Annotated in this window: 12 protein-coding genes; 7 read left to right on the forward strand and 5 right to left on the reverse strand. The window is 72.5% G+C overall.

Annotation, left to right across the window (positions count from 1 at the left end; genetic code table 11):
• Positions 1-100: 100 nt before the first annotated feature.
• Complete coding sequence (locus ACZ4FH_RS26200) at positions 101-1,294, reverse strand: macrolide family glycosyltransferase (protein WP_467307828.1); 1,194 nt, start codon at positions 1,292-1,294, stop codon at positions 101-103.
• A 261-nt stretch (positions 1,295-1,555) separates the two neighbouring features.
• Positions 1,556-2,962, reverse strand: a complete 1,407-nt coding sequence (locus ACZ4FH_RS26205) for a lipase family protein (RefSeq protein ID WP_467307829.1) — start codon at positions 2,960-2,962, stop codon at positions 1,556-1,558.
• A gap of 251 nt (positions 2,963-3,213) precedes the next feature.
• Between ACZ4FH_RS26205 and ACZ4FH_RS26210 the strand changes: the two genes are divergently transcribed.
• Entirely contained in the window at positions 3,214-4,743 is a 1,530-nt protein-coding gene (locus ACZ4FH_RS26210) for a glycoside hydrolase family 43 protein (protein WP_467307831.1), read from the forward strand.
• Between the two features lie 7 nt (positions 4,744-4,750).
• On the opposite strand, the gene ACZ4FH_RS26215 is transcribed toward ACZ4FH_RS26210, so the two are convergent.
• Entirely contained in the window at positions 4,751-8,761 is a 4,011-nt protein-coding gene (locus ACZ4FH_RS26215) for a molybdopterin-dependent oxidoreductase (RefSeq protein ID WP_467308037.1), read from the reverse strand.
• Positions 8,762-9,140: 379 nt separating this feature from the next.
• On the opposite strand from ACZ4FH_RS26215, the gene ACZ4FH_RS26220 reads away from it, so the two are divergent.
• Positions 9,141-9,923 (forward strand): IclR family transcriptional regulator, encoded by a 783-nt coding sequence (locus ACZ4FH_RS26220; RefSeq protein WP_467307832.1) that lies wholly within the window; start codon positions 9,141-9,143, stop codon positions 9,921-9,923.
• Between the two features lie 96 nt (positions 9,924-10,019).
• On the opposite strand, the gene ACZ4FH_RS26225 is transcribed toward ACZ4FH_RS26220, so the two are convergent.
• Complete coding sequence (locus ACZ4FH_RS26225; RefSeq protein WP_467307833.1) at positions 10,020-12,314, reverse strand: FAD-dependent oxidoreductase; 2,295 nt, start codon at positions 12,312-12,314, stop codon at positions 10,020-10,022.
• A gap of 375 nt (positions 12,315-12,689) precedes the next feature.
• Here ACZ4FH_RS26225 and ACZ4FH_RS26230 point away from each other — a divergent pair, with 375 nt between their 5' ends.
• The 4 genes from ACZ4FH_RS26230 (at position 12,690) to ACZ4FH_RS26245 (ending at position 17,491) form a co-directional block, all read left to right on the forward strand.
• Complete coding sequence (locus ACZ4FH_RS26230; protein WP_383646182.1) at positions 12,690-13,616, forward strand: carbohydrate ABC transporter permease; 927 nt, start codon at positions 12,690-12,692, stop codon at positions 13,614-13,616.
• Complete coding sequence (locus tag ACZ4FH_RS26235; protein WP_383646185.1) at positions 13,616-14,533, forward strand: carbohydrate ABC transporter permease; 918 nt, start codon at positions 13,616-13,618, stop codon at positions 14,531-14,533. The genes ACZ4FH_RS26230 and ACZ4FH_RS26235 overlap by 1 nt, the downstream gene beginning before the upstream one ends.
• 106 nt (positions 14,534-14,639) lie before the next feature.
• Positions 14,640-15,947, forward strand: coding sequence for an extracellular solute-binding protein (locus ACZ4FH_RS26240; RefSeq protein ID WP_383646188.1), 1,308 nt, complete (start codon positions 14,640-14,642; stop codon positions 15,945-15,947).
• A 245-nt stretch (positions 15,948-16,192) separates the two neighbouring features.
• A complete protein-coding gene (locus ACZ4FH_RS26245) occupies positions 16,193-17,491 on the forward strand; it encodes a BNR-4 repeat-containing protein (protein ID WP_467307836.1) in 1,299 nt (432 codons plus the stop codon).
• 34 nt (positions 17,492-17,525) lie between these two features.
• Here the strand turns inward: ACZ4FH_RS26245 and sigJ are convergent, their stop codons facing one another.
• Complete coding sequence (sigJ, locus tag ACZ4FH_RS26250) at positions 17,526-18,518, reverse strand: RNA polymerase sigma factor SigJ (protein ID WP_467307838.1); 993 nt, start codon at positions 18,516-18,518, stop codon at positions 17,526-17,528.
• Positions 18,519-18,781: 263 nt separating this feature from the next.
• On the opposite strand from sigJ, the gene ACZ4FH_RS26255 reads away from it, so the two are divergent.
• On the forward strand, positions 18,782-19,312 hold the full coding sequence (locus ACZ4FH_RS26255) for a carboxymuconolactone decarboxylase family protein (RefSeq protein WP_467307839.1): 531 nt from the start codon (positions 18,782-18,784) through the stop codon (positions 19,310-19,312).
• Positions 19,313-19,348: the final 36 nt, after the last annotated feature.

The following is a 19,348-nucleotide window of genomic DNA, read 5'->3' on the forward strand; positions in this document are numbered from 1 at the left end:
CAGCTCACCGAGGAGATCAACAACCGCAAGGGCTGACACCCCACCCGGCAGACGGTGCGGGGCCGCACGGTGACACCCACCGCGCGGCCCCGCACGCGTGTCACCTCGCGTCGGTCCCCCGGCCGAGCATGCGCTCGATCAGGTCGGCGGCGCGGTGCGTTCCGCCCTCGGAACGGGCCTCGGCGCTCAGGCGCCGCGATCGCGCGGCGACCTCCGGATCGTCCACGAGCGCGGTCAGCGCCGTCCGCAGCGCGTCGGCCGTGGCGTCCTCCGTGTCGATGCGGCGGGCCACGCCCAGCTCCACCAGCCGGTCGGCGTTCATGAACTGGTCGGCGCCCTGCGGGACGGCGATCATCGGCGTGCCGGTGAAGAGCCCTTCGGAGCTGCCGCCCATGCCCGCGTGCGTGACGAAGGCGTCGGCCTGTTCCAGGATCGCCAACTGCGGTACCCAGGAGTGGACTTCGACGTTGTCCGGGATCGTGCCCAGCGCCGTCCGGTCGGTGTGGCGGCCCACCTGGAGGACCACGTGCCAGCCCGGCAGCCCGCCGAACGCGGCCAGGCACCGGCGGTAGAACTCCGGACGGTCGGTGTACGCCGAGCCCAGCGAGACGAGCAGGACCCGCTCGGCGCCGGCCGGCCGGGTCCAGTCCTGTCCTTCGGAGCGGCCTCCGAAGCAGGGTCCGACGAACGTCACCGTGTCCGTGTCGACGTCGTCCCCGTGCGGCTGCATCGCGCGCGGGATCAGCGCCAGGGTGTCCGCGGGCCGCCCGGAGAACGCGTCCATGACGGTGGTCGTCGCACCGCACCGGGCCAGCCAGCCGGTGAACCGCTCCCGGTAGGCGTCGGCGCCCGGCAGCGCCCACAGATGGGCGGCGACCTGTTCCTCGTACCCCTCCCAGGCGACGAAGGTCGGGGACAGCTGCATCAGGGGGCGCTTCTGCGATTCGGCCAGGGCGCGCCCGGCGTACGCACCGATGTCGTAGAGATAGAGGTCGGCCGGGTCCTCGTCGTAGAAGGCGCGCAGCTGGGGCAGCGCCTGGACGGCGTCGTCGAGGAAGAGGCCCATCGCGGCGATCGGGTCGTCGGGCCAGTTGTTGTCGGCGACCGGCAGGACCGAGCGGTACGGGACGAGCGCGGCGCCGGTGGCCTCGATGCGGTCGGCCACCTCGGGGCCGTTGGCGCAGGTCACGCGGTGGCCCCGGGCCACCAGTTCACGGACGACTTCGAGGCTGGGCAGGACGTGGCTGACGGCCGGGATGCCGATCACGGCGATATGGGCACGGCGTCGTGACATGGAGGATCACTCGATTCAGGTCTACGGCGGGAGGGAAGGGCGGAGCGGCGCGTCGCCGCCCGTGGGACACGGGTCAGGGGCGCGCGCGGTTCCGCCGGACGGGGTCGGGGCGTTGCCCCAGCCGCGTCAGCCGTAGAGCTGAAAGAGGTTCATGGCGGGCACCCTAACGGGTGTCCGGAGCCGCCGCACGGGGATTTCGGCGGAACGCGGCCGCCGGGCGGCCCCGAAGGGGTCCGCCCGGCGGCGCGGGAAAGGCGCGGGTCAGGGCTGGATCGGCATCGTCCAGCAGTTGGACGAGGCGCCGCGGCCGGACAGCCGGTCGGTCAGCCAGGAGATGGCGTCGCCCTGGTCGGTGATCAGCGGGACCATGTGGTTGGTCAGCAGCTTGTCGCCGAGGTTGGGCAGGATGATCGCGTCGTAGGTGACGTTCGCGCCCTTGCGGCACCAGTCGACGGCCAGTTGGCGCGCCTGGGCGTGGGGCACGATGTCGTCCTGCACCCCGGTGGCCAGGCGCACCGGGCCGGAGGGCTTCAGGTTGCCGATGCGCTGCCGGTCGAGGGCGGCCTTGGCGCGGGGTTCGGCGGCTATGACGTCACCGAGGGAGGCACCGCTGTTGGTCCACTTGGTGCTCTTGGTGAAGCCGTAGCCGAGGATCGCGTCGCCGACGCACATCGTGGAGGCGTCGTTCAGCGCGGCCCGGCCGGCCGCGTTGACGTTGGCCTCGACGACGGCCCGCAGATCGGGGTCGGACTGCGCGAATCCGTTGATCGCCCAGGCCAGGGCCCCGGCGAGGGCGCTGCCGTCGATGCCCTTCATGACGGCGGTCAGATCGGCGGGCGGGGCGCCGACGTAGGTGCCGGAGAGCGTGACCTCGGGTGCGTAGGACGGCTGGAGTTCGGCCGCGGAGGCGCTGGCGCCGCCGCCCTGGCTGTAGCCGTACAGACCGGTGCGCGAGGCGGCGGTGACCGAGGCGCCGGGCACCTGGCGGGCGGCTCGGACCGCGTCCAGCAGCGCGTGCCCCTGGTCGACGCGGTTGACGTAGGTGTGCAGCCGGTCCGTCGTGCCCAGGCCGACGTAGTCGGTGACCACCACGGCGACACCGGCGGAGAGCAGCCGGTAGACGGACAGGGTCTCGTAGCCGATCGAGACGGTCTCCGGGGTCACGGCCAGCGGGTGCTGGAGGCTCAGCGAGGGGGCGCACTGGTCGCCCTGGCCCACCGTTCCGGAGGCGAGCGCCACGAGCGGGCGCGCGCCGGAGCCCTTCCACGCGGCGGAGGGTTCGATGTAGGCGCCGGTGACCGCGACGGGCTGCCCCGCCGCGTCGGTGGAGCGGTACATCAGCCGGGTCGCGGTGCCCGGCATCGGGCGGCCGTCCAGTCCGGGCAGGCTCAGCCCGAGGGGCAGCGGTTCGTGCCGGATGACCTCGCCGTTGACGGCGGGCAGCTCGGCGGGCGGGGTGTAGAAGTCGGGGATGGTGACGCCCCGGGACACCACGGGCTCCGTTCCGCCGGCCGCGTTCGCCGGTACGGCGTACGCCGTCAGACAGGCCGCCGCGGTGACGGCGACGGCCACCGCGCGCACACCGCCGGACCGGGTCCGGCGGGTGGGGGGCTCCTGGGGGGACCTCGTGGGGAAGGGGACCAGCGAACGGGTGCTCGTGCGGCTCACAGCTCACTCCTCGCTCTGCTCCGAATAGCGGGTGAGCGCAAGCTAGCAGCGCGGCTTACCGAAGGTAACCCATGAGTAAGTTACGCTCTGGTAACTCCCGTGCGCGGCATCCCGGCCCGCGAACACCCCGGCGCGGAAACCCTCTTCGACCGTTGACAGCGGGGTTCCGCCATGCGAGCGTCGAAGCGCTTCGACGATCGTGGTGGCGCGTCCTTCCCTCCGCTCCGCCACCCGCACCACCTGGGACGGACATGGCGCTCTTCGACAACCCCGTGATATCCGGCTTCAGTCCGGACCCGAGCATCTGCCGGGCGGGCGACGACTACTACGTGGCGACGTCCAGCTTCGAGTACGTGCCCGGGGTGCCGATCTGGCACAGCCGCGACCTGGTGCACTGGCGGCTGATCGGGCACGCGCTGGACCGCCCGGGGCAGTTGGAGCTCGCGGACACCGTGCCGGCCTCCTGCGGGGTGTACGCGCCGACGTTGCGGTACCACGACGGCCGGTTCTGGATGATCACCACCGTGGTGGACGGCATCGGCAGTCTGCTGGTGACCGCGGAGGACCCCGCCGGACCGTGGTCCGACCCGGTCCCCGTGGGCATCCCCGGCATCGATCCGGACCTGGCCTGGGACGAGGACGGCACCTGCTGGTGCGTGTTCTCGAACGACGGGATCCGGGGGGTGGAACTGGACCCGGGGACGGGCGAACTGCTGAGCGAGCCGGTGTCGTTGTGGTCGGGCAGCGGGTTGCAGTACCCCGAGGGGCCGCATCTGTACCGGATCGGCGCGTGGTGGTACCTGCTGCTCTCGGAGGGCGGCACCGAACGCGGTCACGCGATGTCGGTGGCCCGCGCCCGCACCCTGACCGGGCCCTTCGAACCGCACCCGGACAACCCCGTGCTCTCCCACCGCAGCACCGGCCACCCCGTGCAGAACATCGGCCACGGCGACCTGGTCCAGGCGCACGACGACAGCTGGTGGATGGTGCTGCTGGGCACCCGGCCCCGGGGCGACACGCCCAAGTACCACGGCCTCGGCCGGGAGACCTTCCTCGCGCCGGTGTGCTGGGAGGACGGCTGGCCGCTGCCCGGACCGGTCGAACTGCGCGCCGAGGCACCGGCGCTGGAACCGCACCCCTGGCCCGGCGAGCCGGAACGCGACGACTTCGACGTCGACGCGCTCGCTCCGTGCTGGGTCGCGGTCCGGCAGTGGCGGCCGGAGACCGTCCGGCTGGACGAGCGGCCGGGGCATCTGGTGCTGCACGCCCGCGCGGACTCCCTCGACGCCACCGGCGCGGTCTTCGTGGGACGCAGGCAGCGCGACCCGGACTGCTCCGCCCGCACCCGGGTCGAGGTCGCCCCGGGAGGGCTGGGCGGACTCGCCGTACGGATCGACGAGGCCCACCACTACCGGGTGGAGACGGACGGCGCCGGTACCGTCCGGGTCGCCGCCCGGATCGGCCCGCTGGGCCACACCGTGGCCGAACGCACCGTCCCGCCCGGTCCGTTGACGCTCCGGATCGACGTCACCTCGTCCGTCGTCCTGCCGCCCTCCGTCACCGCGCCCGACGCGGCCGTCCCGCCTGGACTGCGCGTCGGCGCCCCCGACACCCTGCACCTGGGGTACGAGACGGAGGACGGCGCCTTCGAGGTCCTGGCCGCGCTCGACGGCCGCTACCTCACCACCGAGGTCACCGGAGGCTTCACCGGCCGGGTCCTCGGCATGTACGCCACCCGGGGCAGTGCCGCCTTCGACTGGTTCGGGCTGCGGTCCGCCTGACGGGCGATCAGTAGACGTCCCTGACGTACCGCTTGTCGGCGGCGAGCTGTTTCACGTAGACGGCGGCCGCGTCCTCGTCGAGGCCGCCGTGCGTGACCGCGATGTCGCGCAGCGCCCGGTCGACGTCCTTGGCCATCCGGGAGGCGTCCCCGCAGACGTAGAAGTGGGCGCCGTCCCGGAGCCAGGACCAGAGCTGGGGACCGCGTTCGCGCATCCGGTCCTGGACGTAGACCTTGGCGCGCTGGTCGCGGGAGAAGGCGGTGTCGAGACGGGCGAGGCTGCCGTCGTCGAGCGCCCGGTGCAGTTCCCGTTCGTAGTAGAAGTCGCTCGCGCGGTGCTGTTCGCCGAAGAAGAGCCAGTTGGGCGCCCGGTGACCGCGCGCCCGGCGCTCCTCCAGGAAGCCGACGAACGGGGCGACCCCGGTGCCCGGCCCGACCATGATCATGGGGGTGTCGGGGTCGGCCGGGGGCCGGAAGTGCGCGGAGCGCTGGACGAAGACCGGCACCGGGGTGCCCTCGGCCGCGTCCGCGAGGAAGGCCGAGCAGACGCCCGTGCGGGGGTGGCCCTTGAGGTTCTCGTAGCGGACGACGGAGACGGTCAGCGCCACCTCGTGGGGGTCGGTGAGCGGGCTCGACGCGATGGAGTACAGACGGGGCTGGAGCTTCTTCAGCACCCCCGCCCACTCCTCGGGGGTGGCCCGTACGGGGTGCTCGGTGAGGACGTCGACGGCCTGCCGGCCCCAGGACCAGCGGGCGAGTTCGCCCTTGTTGTCGGGGCGCAGCAGTTTGCGCAGCTCGCGGTCGCCGGTGCGTTCGGCGACGAAGCCGAGCAGGGCCGGGGTGAGCCGGGTGATGTCCAGGTGCCCGCGCAGGGCCTCGGCCAGCGGAAGCGGCCCGGTGCCGGTGACCTCGACCGGGGCGGCGGGGTCGAGCCCGGTGACGGCGAGCCATTCGGTCACGAGCTCCGGGTCGTTGACGGGGTGGATGCCGAGGGCGTCCCCCGCCTCGTAGACGAGCGGCACGGCGCTGTCGCGGGTGTCGAAGGTGAAGCGGCGCACCTCCTTGCCGGAGCCGGGGCGGCTCAGCAGCACATTGCCGGTGAGCCGGGCGGTGGCGGGGGCCGCCCGGCCGCCGGTGCGCGGGGCGGGGGCGGGGCGCGGGGCGGCGGGCGCGGACGGCGCGGTGAGGCTGCCGAGGACCAGGTCGAGCCAGGCCTGCGCGGAGGGTTCGTAGTCGGGCTCGCAGTCGGTGCGCGGGGCGAGGCGGACGGCGCCCAGCTCGTCCAGGCGCTGGTCGAGCCGGCGGCCGTGGCCGCAGAAGTCGTCGTACGAGGAGTCCCCGAAGGCGAGGACGGCGTACCGGCGGCCGTCCATGCGCGGGGTGTCGGCGGTGGTCAGGGCGGACCAGAAGCCGGCGCCGTTGTCGGGGGCGTCGCCGTCGCCGAAGGTGCTGGTGATCAGCAGCAGGTCGGCGCCGGGCGGCAGTGAGCGGAGGTCGGTGTCGTCCATGCCGAGGAGGGCGGCGCGGTGTCCGGTGGCGGTGAGCCGGTCGGCGGCGGCCGCCGCGAACTCCTCGGCGGTGCCCGTCTGCGAGGCCCACAGGACGAGCACGTCGCGGCCGGGGGCGGGGGCATCGGCGGCGGGCGGCGCCTCGGGTCCGTGCGGGGCGCGCGAGTACATCCCGGCGAGCACCCCGTTGACCCAGCGGGCGTGCTCCTCGCTGAAGGGGGCTCCGGCGGGCAGGACCGGGACGCCGGGGGCGCCGCTCTCCAGTCCGGCCAGGAAGCCGACCAGGTACTGCCGTTCGTGCTCGGCGAGGACCGGGGGCGGGGTGCCGGCCACGCCGAGCGCGGTGGCCGCCGGGGAGGGGACGGCGGGGGCCGGCACGGTCGCGGGGAGGACGGCCGGGGCGGCGGCGGGTCCGGGGGCCGGGGCGAGCGGGGTGGCGGACTTCGCCAGGGTGACCGCGCAGACCTTGAATCCGGGCTGGAAGGAGATCGGGTCGACGGCGTCGTCGGTCACCGCGTTGACGCAGCGGTACTCCCCGAACAGGTCGTTCCAGTGGAACGGGGCGAAGCAGCAGCCGGGGCGCACCCGGTCGGTCAGCACGGCCGGCAGGACGGCCCGGCCGCGCCGGGAGGCGATCTCGACGGGGTCGCCCTCGGCGATGCCGAGCCGTGCGGCGTCCTCGGGGTGCACCTCGACGAAGGGGGCCGGGGCGAGCCGGTTGAGCTTGGCGACGCGGCCGGTCTTGGTGAGGGTGTGCCACTGGTGCTGGAGCCGCCCGGTGTTGAGGACGAACGGATAGGCGTCGTCGGGCATCTCGGCGGGGTCGATGTGCGGGCGGGCGAAGAAGACGGCCCGGCCGCTCGGCGTCGGGAAGAGCGGGGTGCCGTCGGCGGTCAGATAGCGGATCGGGTTGCGGTCCGGTCCGCCGGCGGTGGGCGCGGGCCACTGGACGGGGGCGGTGCGCAGCCGTTCGTACGTCACCCCGCGCAGGTCGTAGCCGGTCTTCGGGTTGGCGGCGCGCCTGATCTCCTCGAAGACCTCCTCGGCGCTGTCGTACGCGAAGGCGTCCTCGTACCCCATCGCGCGGGCGATCCGCACGATGAGCTGCCAGTCGGGGAGGGCCTGGCCGGGGGGTTCGACGGCCGGGCGGGCGAGGGTGAGGGAGCGTTCGCTGTTGACGAGGACGCCCTCGGTCTCGGTCCACAGGGCGGCGGGGAGCACCACATCGGCGTAGGCGTTGGTCTCGGTGTCGGCGAAGACGTCCTGGGTGACGACGAGTTCGGCCCTCTCCAGGGCCTCGATCACGGTGCGGCGGTTGGCGACGGAGGCGACCGGGTTGGTGCAGATGATCCAGCAGGCCCTGATCTCTCCGTCGGCCATGCGGCGGAACAGGTCGACGGTCCCCTGTCCGGAACCGTCCTCGCGCAGGGTGCCGGGGGCCAGCCCCCACAGTTCCTCGGTGAAGGCGCGGTCCTCGTCGACGAGGACCGAGCGCTGGCCGGGCAGTCCCGGTCCCATGTATCCCATCTCGCGGCCGCCCATGGCGTTGGGCTGTCCGGTGAGGGAGAACGGGCCGCTGCCGGGGCGGCATATCGCGCCGGTCGCCAGGTGGAGGTTGATCAGGGCGTTGGTGTTCCAGGTGCCGTGCGTGGACTGGTTGAGCCCCATGGTCCAGCAGCTCGTCCACTCCCCCGCCGCGCCGATCCACCCGGCGGCCCGGCGGATGTCCTCCTCGGGCAGTCCGGTGATCCCGGCGACGGTCCCGGGCGGGTAGTCGGCGAGGAACTCCGGCATCGCCTCCCAGCCCTCGGTGTGCCGGGCGATGAAGTCGGGATCCGTGTGTCCGCCGGCGTGCAGCAGGTGCAGCAGGCCGTTGAGGAGGGCGAGGTCGGTGCCGGGGCGGATCGGGAGGTGGAGGTCCGCCTTCTCGGCGGTGGCGGTGCGGCGCGGGTCGACGACGATCAGTTTCGCCCCGCTCTTGACCCGCTCCATCATGCGCAGGAAGAGGATCGGGTGGCAGTCGGCCATGTTGGAGCCGATGACGAGGAAGACATCGGCCCGGTCGAGGTCGTCGTAGGAGCCGGGAGGCCCGTCGGCGCCGAGCGAGAGCTTGTAGCCGCTGCCCGCGCTGGCCATGCAGAGGCGGGAGTTGGACTCGATCCGGTTGGTGCCGATGAAGCCCTTGGTGAGCTTGTTGGCCAGGTACTGCGCCTCCAGGCTCATCTGCCCCGACACATAGAGGGCGACGGCGTCGGGCCCGTGCTCGTCGACGATCGCCCGCAGCCGCCGCGCGGTGTCGGTGATCGCCGTGTCCACGTCCACGGGTACCGGTTCCGCGCCGCGTTCGGGGCGGCGGAGCGCGGTGGTCAGCCGGCCGGGGGCGGCGAGGAGGTCGGCGGTGGTCGCGCCCTTGGTGCAGAGCCGGCCGGCGTTGGCGGGGTGCGCCCGGTCCCCGGACGCCTTGAGGACCGTACGGCGGCCGTCGGGTCCGGCCCCGAGGTCGAGGACCATCCCGCACCCCACTCCGCAGTACGAGCAGACGGTCCGCACCTGGGCGCTCGCCGCCCGGGACTCCTGTGTGGACACCGGGTGCCCTCTCTCTGGATCGGATCGTGCCCCCGACCGTACGAATTGCCCGTTACGCCGATGTGCCCCGGCCGATCATGGGCGGTAACGCCCTTCACACACCGGGCGGCGCGGCGCTGTGAGATCGGCCGCCGGGCGCGGGAGGGCGGCGGGGGGTGCCCGTTCGGCGCCAACAAGCCCTGAAGCACCGCGAATGCCCTGTATTTCCGGCGGTGGAAGGCAGAGATTTCCCGGGTCACATCAGGGGTCGGCGCGATATGCTGATGCAGAATGTGCAAGCGATTTGCAAAGAACGAGGAGGGTCATGGTTACTCGGGCGACCGATGCCGGGACGAACCAGAGCGTCGAACGAGCGGTCTCCGTGCTGCGCGCACTGGACTCGGGCCGCGCCGAGCTGCGTGTCTCCGATGTCGCCGAGATCACCGGACTCGGCTCGTCCACCACGTCCCGCCTGCTCTCCACCCTCGAACGGCTCGACATGGTGGAGCGCGACCCGGTCAGCAATCTCTACCGGCTCAGCCTGGGCATCCTGCCCCTCGCGGCCACCGCCACCAACCGCCACCCGGTCCACCGGGCCGCGCGCATGGTCCTCCAGGACCTCGCCACCCGCACCGGCCTCGGGGCCAATGTGGCCGTCCGGCGGGGCGACGAGCTGATGTTCCTGTGCAATTTCGAGGGCACCCGCACCCCGAAGTCGTACACCCAGGCCGGGCACACCGCCCCGCTGCACGCCACGAGCATCGGCAAGTGCCTGCTCGCCGGCCTCACGCCCAAGGAGCGGCGCACCCTGCTCCCGGAGCCGCTGGCGGCGCACACGGACTTCACCACGGTCAGCCACGACCTCCTGGACACGGAGATCGAGACGGTCCGCCGCACCGGCTACGCGGTCGAGGCCGAGGAGCGTGCCCTGGGCCGCGCCTCGCTCGCCGCGCCCGTCCGCGACGCCTCGGGGGACGTGGTGGCCGCGATCTCGCTGTGGGGCCCCACCTCGCTGCTCGGCGGCCACACCGAGAGCCAGCGGCTCGCCCTGACCCGCGACGTCATCGAGGCCGCCGACGCCATCAGCCAGGCGCTCGGAGCCATCTGAGTCCGCCCGAAAGGCCCGGTACGGGATCCCTCCCCCGTACCGGGCCTTTCGGCGTGCCCGGCGCCGGTGCCCCTTCGCACCGGCGCCGGAGTCCGGTTACGCCCCGAACGCCTTGAAGGCGCTCACATGGGCGTGCGGTGCGCCGTGGGTGGCCTCCACGACCAGCCGCAGCGCGGTGGTGCGCAGGGGGCCGCCGTCGGGGCCGGCCAGGGCGTGGACGCGGTGGCGGCGGCGGTTGCCGGTCACCGTGTGCAGGGTCCGCCAGGTGCCGTCCGGCTCCGCGGCCTCGATCCGGTAGTCGCGGACCAGCTCCGGCATGATCTCGAACGGGGTGCGGTGGCGGTGCAGGTTGTTGAGGTACTCGTCGACGTCGTCGTCGAAGACCACCCGCGCCTCGCCCAGCTCGCGCTCCTCGTCCCAGTCCAGGCGCAGCCACTCCCCGGCCGCGTCCGGGTCCGCGAGCGGGGCGGAGGACCACATCTGCGGGCCCCCGTAGGGCCGCTGCCAGCCGCCCACGGCCCGCTCGGGCAGGAAGGCCGCGGTGTCCGGCGCGGCCCGGAAGGCGAAGGTGCGGCGGCGCAGTCCGCGGGCCTGCCACTCCAGGACGAGCTGGCCGTCCTCTTCCGGGATGTCGTGGTCGACGGCCGCGTCGCCCTCGGCGCGGCTGCGCAGCGCGAGGACGCCGTCGGTGCGCTCGGGCACCAGGACCAGGGAGGTGCCGGGGCAGGCCCGGACGATCAGGACGGCGTTGCCGGGGGTCTCCGGGCGGTGGCCGAGGACGGCGGTGACCCAGTGGGGTCCGCCGGCCGGGACGGCGACCGTGGTGGTGAGCAGCCGGTCGGCCGGGACGGCGTTCTCGGGGCGACCGGTGCCCCACAGTTCGACGGTCAGCTCGGCGGGCTCCTCGCCGCCGTGGACGAGGAGGTCCACGGTGTCGAGCGCCGGGTCGACGGGGAGCAGCAGGCCGAGGTCGCGGGTGAGCGGGTACGGCTCGCCGGGCGCGGCGTCGGAGGGCTCGGCCGCCAGGCGCTCCAGGTGGGAGGAGGCGGTGACGCGGGCGGCGCGGGCCAGGTTGTCGGGGTCGTCGTCGCTCAGCCCGATGACGGAGGCGTCCTGGCGCAGCAGGGCGCGGCGCACCAGCTCGGGGCGCTTGGCGGCCAGCTCGCGGGGGCGGACGCCCTCGGCGACGCACAGGGCGGCCGCGGTGCCCGCGGCCTCCCCGAGGGTGGCGCAGGTGGCCATGACCCGGGTGGCGCCGAAGGCGATGTGGGTGGCGGAGATGTTGCGTCCGGCGAACAGCAGGTTGGTGACGTTCGCCGAGTACAGGGAGCGCAGCGGGATGTGGAAGATGCCGTCGGCGTAGCGCTGGCGGGCGCCCGGCTCGTCGGCGTACATGCCCTGGACGGGGTGGAGGTCGACGGACCAGCCGCCGAAGGCGATCCGGTCGTCGAACGGGCGCTGCTCCAGGATGTCCTGCTGGGTGAGGACGTAGTCGCCGAGGAAGCGGCGGTACTCGCGCTTGCCGGGGAGGCTGCCGACCCACTCCATGGTGAGGTTCTCGGCGTCCGGGAACTCGCCGGAGTTCTTGATGTGGTCCCAGATGCCCATGATCACGGCCTGGAGCTCGTCGCGGATGCGCTCGTTGTCGTGGACGGTGTCCAGCTCGCCGCCCCACTCGATCCACCAGTAGTCGCAGCCGTTGTCGCCGGTGCGCAGGACGCGGTTGCGCAGGATGGGCGTGCTGGAGAGGTCCTTGGCGTAGGCGGGCGGGACGAACTTGACGGGGTGGCCGAGGTCCTTGGTGTGGAACAGGATCGTGGAGCCGAGCAGCGCCTCGTCGGCCTCCTCGGGCGCCCAGGGCTCGCCGTACTCGCCGACGGCCTCGCGGCCGATGCGGTGGGCGGCGCCCGCGAGGTGGCCGAGGAGGCCGTCGCCGGTGCAGTCCAGGAACTGCTGGGCGCGGAAGGTGATGCGGCGCTCCGAGCCCATCGTCCAGCCCGTGCAGGAGTGCAGCTCGCGGGCGTCCTCGGGGCCGCTCGCCTCGACCTCGCGGACGTCGGTGTTCAGGTAGAGGTCGATGTTGGGCTCGGCCCGTACGGCGTCCAGGACGACCTGGTCCCAGTAGTACGGGTTGCCCTCGGGGTTGCGGAACTGGTTCTCGGTGTACAGCTCGCCCATGATGCCGGTCTCGCGGGCCCAGCGGTGCACCCCGTGGGCGGTGGCGCCGCAGACCCAGACGCGGACCTCGCTGCTGGCGTTGCCGCCGAGCACGGGCCGGTTGTTGACCAGGGCGACACGCCGGCCGAGCCGGGCAGCGGCGATGGCCGCGCAGGTCCCCGCCAGGCCCCCGCCGATGACGGCGATTTCGTAATGGACCTCTTCTTCCCGCACGGAGCGGCCTCCTTGGTGTGAAGCACGGATTCTCTCCGCCGAAGCGGAGCGGCCTCGAACGTACATCACATCCATATTGTGCAACCACTGTTCAGCCAGTGGGATCTGTTGTAAGTTTCCGGCGCAGCCGATGACACCGTCGCCGTGGGCCGAGAGCACTGCTCATGACGCATACGCCGACGTCACGGTCCCGCACAGAACCGGTGATTCACCGACCAAAAGGGTTGACGGCCTCGCACGATATGGAGAACGATCCCGCATGCTGCAACCTGCGTTCCATGGAGCATGCATGGCACCTGCCGGCACCCACCGGCGCCGGGCTCAGCGCACCAGGCCCTGCATCACCGCTCCCGCACCGTTCGAGAGGACAGATCCATGAGTACGGCCGCACCTCCCCAGAAGGCCGCTCCCCGGCGTGAGCGGAACGGCGGACGGCTCTCGAACGGCGCGTTCGCACTGCTGCTCACCGCACCGGGGCTCGCCCTGTTCGCGACGATCATCATCTATCCGCTGGTGTCGGCCCTGATCACCGGCTTCTTCAAGCAGGACCTGCGACTGCCGGGCCGGGAGTTCGTCGGGCTGGAGAACTTCACCTACTGGCTCGACGGCGACTTCCTCACGATCTTCAAGCAGACGCTGGTCTTCACCGTCGGCGCCACGGTCGTGCCCTTCGTGATCGGCTTCGCGCTGGCGCTGGCGCTGAACTCGGGGCTCAAGGGCAGCGGCTTCCTGCGCGGGCTCTTCCTGTTCCCGTGGGTGATCCCGGGCGTGGTGGTCTCCTTCCTCTGGATGTGGATCTTCAACGCGAACTACGGCGTGCTCAACGGCATCCTCATGGACCTCGGGATCATCGACGAGTCGGTGTCCTGGCTGGGCCAGCCCGGCACCGCGATGCTCGCCGTCATCATCACCAAGACCTGGGCGAGCTTCCCCTGGATGATGGTGATGCTCCTGGCCGGTCTGCAGACCGTGCCCAGGGAACTGCACGAGGCGGCCTCGATGGACGGGGCCGGCGCGATCCGCCGCTTCTTCGCCGTCACCTGGCCCCAGGTCCGCGGTGTGGCCTCCATCGTGCTGCTGCTGGAGTTCATCTGGAACTTCCAGCACTTCGACACCATCTACGTGCTCACCGGCGGCGGCCCGGCCGGCGCCACCGAGACCTTCGCGACCGCCGTGTACCAGACCGCCTTCAAGGGCTTCGACATCGGCCGGGCGACGGCACTGGGCGGCCTGTGGATGCTGCTCCTGCTCGTCCTGGTCGTCGTTTACCTCAGGATCACCGAGCGGAAGAGCGACGCCTGATGACCACCACGACCTCCACCCCGCTGACCGGCACCGACCGGCACCGCGCACCGGCCCGGCACGCCGGACGCACCACGCGGCGCAGGATCCGCAAGGACCTGCTGCGCTCGCGGATAGCGGCCTGGACCGCCGTCCTGGTCATCGGCGCCTTCGGCATGCTGCCGGTCTACTGGCTGCTGGCCACCGCCCTGAGCAGCCCCGACGCGGCGTTCCAGTTCCCGCCGAAGCTGATCCCCACCGAGATCACCTTCGACAACTTCACCGCGCTCGCCGACAACGACCAGCTGATCACCTACCTGGTGAACAGCCTGATCGTGGCCTCCATCACCGCCGTGCTGAGCGTCGTCGTCGCCACGTACATGGGCTACTCGTTCTCCAAGTTCCGCTACCGCGGCCGGCGCTCGCTGATGCACATGGTCCTGGCCTCGCAGATGTTCCCGCAGGCGCTGCTGCTGGTGACGCTGTACGCCGTGTTCTCCAGCTTCGGCCTGCTGAACACCTACACCGCGCTGGTGCTGTCCTTCACCACGTTCACGATGCCGCTGTGCGTGTGGATGCTGAAGGGCATCTTCGACACCATCCCGGACGCCCTGCTGGAGGCCGCCTCCATCGACGGCGCCTCGCGGTGGCGGACCCTGCACTCGATCGTGGCACCGCTGGCCGCCCCCGGGATGATCGCCGCCGGTCTGTTCGCCTTCGTCCGCGGCTGGAACGACTTCATCTTCGCGGTGACGCTGGCCGACAAGGAGAAGCAGACCCTGCCGCCCGGCCTCGTCTCGACCTACATCGGCGAGTTCCAGGCCGCCTGGCCGGAGCTGATGGCCGCCTCGCTGGTGGTGTCGATCCCGGTCGTCGTCGCCTTCATGTTCCTGCAGCGCTACCTCGTCGGCGGGATGACCGCCGGATCCGTCAAGTAGCCGCACCCGCGGGGCGCGCCGGTCCGGTCACCACCGGGCCGGCGGGTCCCGTACGCACCCTCTTCCCCTACCCTCCCATCCCTCTCCCACCCTCTCTGGAGACACCATGACCTCCTCCGGCATCAGCCGCCGCGGCGCCCTGCGCATGTTCGGCATCGGCGCCCTCGGTGTGGCCGGCGTCGGCGCCCTCGGCGCCTGCGCCCCGTCGCCCGCCGGTTCCGGCTCCGGCTCGAACGGCGGCGACACCAAGTCGAAGGACTTCGACTTCACCTCCTGGTCGCTGAACGAGGAGGCCGCCAAGCCGTCGATCGAGAAGATCATCGCGGCCTGGGAGAAGGCCGAGGGCTCCAAGATCCGCGCCGTCTCGTACCCGTACAACGAGTACCTGAGCCAGCTCACGCTGAAGCTGGGCGGCGGCGAGACGACCGGCGCGGTGCACCTCGACATCGCGTGGCTCGCCGCGGTGGCGCAGATGGGCAAGCTCGCCGACCTGGGATCCGTGGCCATGAAGGGCGGCTACACGGAGGTCGCGCTGAACAGTGGCGTGTACGACGGCAAGCAGTACGGCCTGCCGTGGAACACCGGCTCCATCGGCGTGATAGCCAACTCCAAGCTCCTGACCAAGGCGGGCATCAAGAAGCACCCGACCACGATCGAGGAGTTCGAGGAGGCGCTGCGGGCGCTCAAGGGGCTCGGCGGCGGCGTGGTGCCCTACGCCGCGGCCACCAAGGTCGCGCAGCTGAAGGACATCTTCCCGTGGATGCAGACCTTCGGCTGCAGCCTCATGGAGGGGGACAAGGTCACCATCGGCGACGACGCCTCCGTCGACGCCGTCACCTGGTACAAGAAGCTGCACGACGAGAAGCTCATCGCCTCCGACGTGGACCGCTTCGACGCCCGCGCCCTCTTCAGCCAGGGCAAGGCGGCCTTCTACGACGACGCCATCATCGGCAAGGGCGTGACCTCCGCCCAGGCCAAGGACAAGACGCTGGCGGACGCCATGCAGCCGATGAAGCGTCCGGTGGTCAAGGCCGGCGACACCCCGCAGGCGCTGCTCTGGGGCGGCGTGATCGCCGTCGTCAAGGGCAAGGGCCAGGACGCGGCCTCGCAGTTCGCGCTGCACACCACCTCGGACGTGGCCACGACCACGGAGTACTTCGCCTCCCGCGCGCTGCCGCCGTCCACCTCGGCCGGTCTGGACGCCCCCGAGGTCGCGAAGGACACGTTCACCGCGGAGTGGACCGACAAGATCACCGCGACGGCGACGGGCAGCCCGTTCTGGCAGTTCGCGCAGAACGCCCAGATCGAGGAGGCCGTGGCCAAGCAGGTCCAGGCCGTCCTGGTCGGCAAGTCCAAGCCGAAGGACGCCATGAAGAAGGCGAACGAGGAGATCACGTCGCTGCTCAAGCGCTGATCACCGGCTGATCCCGCGCCGCAGGGCGCGCCAGGGGCCCATGGCCGGGGCCCGGTGGGGGTTCGCCCCCTCACCGGGCCCTTCGCCATGCCCGCACACAGATCCCCTCTTGCGTATGTGAAATCCTCATTGTGCAAACTCTGTTCGCGATATGGGATCTGTTGTAGGTTTCCGGCGCAGTGAAGGCGCTGCCGGGCTCCGGGCCCCGTGGTGCCTCCCCCTCACGCCCTGCGAAGGAGCTCACCTTGCGACGTCCCACAGTCCGCGCCTGCGCCGCCTCGGTCGCGGCCCTGGCCGCTCTGCTCGTGCCCGCACCGGCGGCCCAGGCCGACGGCACGGCCGCCGCGGCGGCGACGGTGATCGAGAAGGTCCCGTACGCGATGGACACGTCGAACCAGGCCGCCTGGTGGTCCCCCGCGGCCACGTACAAGGGCCGGGGCCAGTACACGTACTTCGCGTTCAACGAGCCCGGCTCCACGGCCGCCACGCACCGCCCCGCCATCGCGCGGCGCGACCCGGACGGTGTCTGGAGCCGGCTGCCGCTGCTCAACGCCGACGGGCAGCAGGCCGAGTTCGCGGACGACAACGGCCACAACCAGCCGTCCGTGGCCCGCGACGGCAGCGGCCGGCTGCATGTGTTCACCTCCATGCACGCCAACCCCTGGCGCTACTACCGCACCGACGCCCCCGGCGGCGCCGTCACCGACCACGCCGCAGAGATGCCCGACCAGGGCGTCGCCATCACCTATCCGGTCGTCACCACCGCGCCCAACGGCGACCTGTATCTGGCCGCCCGCGTCGGCGCCGGGTCCGACCAGCGCCCCGGCCGGCTGTACCGCTGGGACAACGCGGCGTCGACCTGGAGCACCGTCGCCACCTTCGCCGGGGCGCTGAACCGCTCGGTCTACCCCGACGACCTGGCCGTGGACGCGCAGGGCCGGGTCCACGTGCTGTTCGAGTGGGCGAAGGCCCCGGCGACCGGCTTCCGCCACCAGCTCTCCTACCTCGTGTACGACCCCGCCACCGGTGCCTTCGCGGACAGCACGGGAGCGGCCGTCACCACGCCGGTCACGCCCGCCACCTCGGACGTGATCCAGGACCTCACCGAGGGCGAGGAGTGGAGCATCGACAACGCGTACACGGGCCCGGCGGTGCAGAGCGCCAAGCTCGCCCTGGACGGCTCCGCGCCGAAGATCGCCTACCGCTACCGCTCGGCGGACAGCAACAGCAACTTCCGCGTGTACTACGCCTACCCGAGCGGCGGCAGCTGGATCCGCCAGAGCGTCTACTCCGGCGTCCAGACCACGGCGGCCATCGGCATCACCTGGGACGCGGCGGCCGGCGGCAGCCGGGTGTACTACGTGACCGCCAGTGGCACCGACCGCGTCTTCGCCGCGACCCGCCCGGCCTCGACCTGGACCCCGGAGTCCGCCGCGCCGGGCATCACGGCGGACCGGCTGGCGGTCCGTCAGGACTCGGACGGCAAGGACGTGCTGTACCTCCCGGACACCGCGCACACCACGCTCTACTACGGCCTGCGCTGACACCCCGGGACCTCCCACGGGCCGCGCCGGCGGCTCACACCGGACGGGGAGGGCGGTCGCGGCCGGACGCCGGGGCCGCCCTCCACGGCCGCAGCTTCTCGGGGTTGCGCACGGCCCAGAGATGGGTGATGCGCTCCCCCGCGAAGCCGAACGCGTACACGGTGACGACGGTGCCGTCCTGTTCCGCGACCAGCCCGGGGCGGCCGTTGACGGCCCGTTCCCGCAGCACCAGCTCCGGCTGACGCTCCCTCAGCCACAGGAGCCCGCGCGCCAGGTCCCCGGCGCCCGTCACCGGATGGGGCAGGGTGGGCGCCAGACCGCCCCCGTCGCCGGTCGCCCGGACCTCCGGGTCGAGCAGCCCGACGAGGGCCCCGACGTCCTTGGCCTCCCAGGCGATCCTGAACTCCCGGACGACGGCGGCCTGTCCGGCCTCCGGGCGGCCGCCGGCCACCGGTGCGGAACGGACCCGGGCGCGCGCCGAGACGGCGAGCTGCCGGCAGGCCGCCGGGGTGCGGCCGACGATCCGGGCGACCTCGGCGAAGGGGTAGCGGAAGACGTCGTGGAGCACGAGGACGACCCGTTCGGCCGGGGTCATCGATTCGAGGACGACGAGGAACGCCATGGTGACCGTCTCGTCGAGGGTGACCCGGTCCGCGGGATCGGCGGCCTCCACGGCCGGACCGCCGGGCCACCGCGCGGGGCCCGGAATCGGCTCGGGCAGCCACGCGCCGACGTAGTTCTCGCGCCGCGCGCGGGCCGAGCCCAGCACGTTGAGGCAGACGCGGCCGACGACCCGGGTCAGCCAGGCGGCGGGGCGTTCGATCGCCCGTCGCTGCTGCGGGGTCATGGCGTACCAGCGGGCGTACGTCTCCTGGACGGCGTCCTCGGCCTCGGAGAGGGAACCGAGGAGCCGGTAGGCGATGTTGACGAGCTGCCGCCGTTCGCGCGCGAACGCGCTCGGTGCCGGGGGGACGGGGAGCGGACCGGGCCCGGACGGGCGGTCCCTCTGCTCGATCGGGTCGGTCATGGCGGTCTCGGCTCCCTCGGTCGCGGGTCTCCTCACCCCTTTGACCGGACAGCGGTCCCGGATGTGACATCCCCCGGGCGCAGGACGGTTGAGGAGGGGGGCTTCCTCCGGCCGGGGGCACGGGCGCTCCGGCCCCGGGCGCACGGCGATCGCGGCCCCGGCCTCACATTCCGGGGCGCTGTGCGGTCGTAGGGACACGAAAGTCCCGCAGCCGCCCGGCACGTCCCGGACCCCGGACGGCCCGACCCGAGGGGGAACACCCCATGACCTCGTCCACGAACACGACCGCAGCCACGAGCACGACCGCCTCCGACGACGGAGTGCGGTCGCGGCTGCCCGATCCCCGTGGTCTCGTCCCCGACCTGGCGAAGCTGTCGGGTGCGCTGCGCGGTGCCCTGCGCGACGGCCCCGTACCGGAGACGACCCTGACGCTGATGCAGCTGCGCGCGGCGCAGATCGTCGGCAGCACCTATCACGCGCTGCCGCTGACGGAGGCCCTGCGCAGGTCCGGTGAGAGCGAACTGCGCATCACGGCCGTCGCGACCTGGCAGGACGCGCCCTGCTTCAGCGAGGGCGAACGGCTCGCCCTGGAACTGGTGGAGGCGGTCCTCACCCCGAACCCGGCCGGGGAGCGGGTGACCGACGCCCTCTTCGCGCGGGTGTCCGCGCTCTACGGCGACGAGGAGATCTGGACGCTCACCCTGGCGATCGGGCACTTCTGCCTGTTCGTGCCGGTCGCCCTGATCGGCAAGCCCATTCCGGGCCGGCCGCTCGGGAAGAACTACAGCAGGTAGCACCGGCGCGGAGGCGCGCGGGAGGGGTCCGGCGGC

The sequence above is a fragment of the Streptomyces sp. NPDC024555 genome, from assembly GCF_055559335.1.